This is a genomic window from Pontibacter silvestris (genome assembly GCF_020907275.1).
GTDB lineage: Bacteria > Bacteroidota > Bacteroidia > Cytophagales > Hymenobacteraceae > Pontibacter > Pontibacter silvestris.
Window position 1 is genome coordinate 1 of record NZ_JAJJWI010000066.1, and the last position, 2,069, is coordinate 2,069.

General features: G+C 47.2%; 4 protein-coding genes. 3 read left to right on the plus strand and 1 reads right to left on the minus strand.

The window, feature by feature from the left end; translation table 11 throughout:
* Nucleotides 1–231 (minus strand): hypothetical protein, encoded by a 231-nt coding sequence (locus tag LN995_RS21465; RefSeq protein WP_229963147.1) that lies wholly within the window; start codon nucleotides 229–231, stop codon nucleotides 1–3.
* Nucleotides 232–534: 303 nt separating this feature from the next.
* Here LN995_RS21465 and LN995_RS21470 point away from each other — a divergent pair, with 303 nt between their 5' ends.
* From LN995_RS21470 to LN995_RS21480, 3 genes are all read left to right on the plus strand, one after another.
* Nucleotides 535–936, plus strand: a complete 402-nt coding sequence (locus LN995_RS21470) for a hypothetical protein (protein ID WP_229963148.1) — start codon at nucleotides 535–537, stop codon at nucleotides 934–936.
* 70 nt (nucleotides 937–1,006) lie between these two features.
* Entirely contained in the window at nucleotides 1,007–1,402 is a 396-nt protein-coding gene (locus LN995_RS21475; RefSeq protein WP_229963149.1) for a hypothetical protein, read from the plus strand.
* Between the two features lie 66 nt (nucleotides 1,403–1,468).
* A complete protein-coding gene (locus LN995_RS21480; protein WP_229963150.1) occupies nucleotides 1,469–1,615 on the plus strand; it encodes a hypothetical protein in 147 nt (48 codons plus the stop codon).
* The last annotated feature ends 454 nt before the right edge of the window (nucleotides 1,616–2,069 follow it).

Here is a 2,069-nt window from a genome sequence, read left to right on the forward strand (position 1 = left end):
TCAACCTATAGCAGGACGAGACACTCCAAATTCCTGAAGGGCCACGCGGTAAAGTACCACTTTATAAAAGTCGTCTTGGGCTGCCAGTAAAACGACCTTGCCGCTTCTTTCCATTGCCAGATGTTGCTCACAAGAGCAGGCCATGAACAAAGCAGCTTCTTCTTCCGAAGGGAACTCTCTGACACCAATACCTTCCTGCTCACTTGGTTTAAAGTAATACAGCTTTACCATATAGTGTTTCTTGGGAAATACCCTTTTCTTAAGATAGCAAAGATACGGTTAAGTAAGGCTTCAACATAGGCCGCTGGCTTCTTGATCCCATCGCTTTCCCTAAACTTAAAGTCACGTTAGTGTCTAGGGCATTTCAAGGGGATGGCTATCTTTGTTACAAACCCACTACGAACATAGAGGCTCTGTCTCAACATTATGGATGAGACAGTAGCGATTTATTCCATCGCTATAATGAACGGCAACTCTTGTATGGAAGCATTTATTTCTGAACTTTGCCCCCGAAACCTAAAGTAAACAGTTGCAGTGACCGGAAGAACATTAGCCTCAGAGCCACACATCACGATTCGCTATGATGTTATAGAGGATATCCTCTATGCTAACTGGACAGGTGAGCAGACAGGGGGGAGTGTCATGGATGGCTGCGAGCGCATACTGCACTACCTCCAGCTCCACCGCTGCAGCAAGGTGCTCAATGACAACACCAACGTCACCGGCATGTGGTCTGATGCCTCCGAGTGGGTGGCAGTAGAATGGTTCCCAGGAATGCACCAGGCAGGCTGCAGGCTCTTCGCCTGGGTGCTCTCCCCCAACCTGTACAGCAAGCTCTCTGCCGACCTAACACTTTCCTATGGCATCAATGGTGTGATAGCCACTACCTTTGAAAGCAAAGACACCGCCAAGGCATGGCTGAAAGCGATGGGGTAACAGCAACTACATCTGCTTCGAGGTCAATTAGTTTTGTTATCTTTACAGATACCCTTAACCTGACCTGTAGATGATCCTGTTTGAAAACAGCATTCTGAAATTAGACTATGACCCTGCCTCTGACATTTTAGATGTGGCCTACCCTGACCTGCACGATTTTATGCTTTCTGATATAAAGCACAGCATCAACATCTTAGTGGATAAGGTCAAACACTATGATATCAAGAGGCTCCTGCTGGACTCAAGCAGAACCGTCATTTCCGTAAGTGAGGATGAGAGCAGGGAAATATCTGCTTACCTGGCTGTCGGACTCATGGCGTCACGGCTGGAGAAATTGGCTCGGCTGTACTCCCCAAGCTCCACTGTGGAGACAAGGACACAGGGAAACATCCGGCAGATTCAGGACACACTGTCACTGCCGTTTCAGCTGCAAAGCTTTACCAGCAAAACTGAGGCGCTGGAATAGCTGAATCGTTGAAGCCAGCCCGTGAAATAGGCACTTACTCAAAAGAGGAGTAAGTAAAAAGACCCAGTGGAGCGTATAAGCTACTATGGGTATAGAGTGGCTTTGCGAATAGAGCAGCTGAAGCTGCTGACCGAGCTTATAGTGGAGCATGAAAGCAAAAAGCCGCCTTCTGATCCGAATGATGGGGCACAAGCTCCCACCACACTTCCTTAAACTCTTGCCCTGCCCTCACCCTGTCACTTTCCAGCCCCCCAGGTGAGCAGCTAAAAGAAAAGGGTAGCCACCGGCTACCCCATTACCTTAACAATCTAATCTAAAACTATGAAAAAGTAACTTTGGCTAAAAGTCAACAGGCATACATGAAAGCGACAGTAATAATTCCCAGCTTATCAGAATATTTCAATTATATCACTATATTCATGGTGTTTTATCAGAATAGTACAAGTACATGAAGTTATGCCCTGCTGCCGTGCTGCCTGGATTGGCTCTTGTAACGGTACTTCTGGTGGATACCCAAGAGGCTGACTCCATGTCTTGGGGTGAGGGGGACCAGAGGTCTGCCTAAGAAACCATTGTTGGGAATATGAGCCGTCCGTAGCCGGGTAACTTATCCAGGCACGGAAGGTATACTAATAATCATACAGTGGAATTGCAATGTTTTACTGGA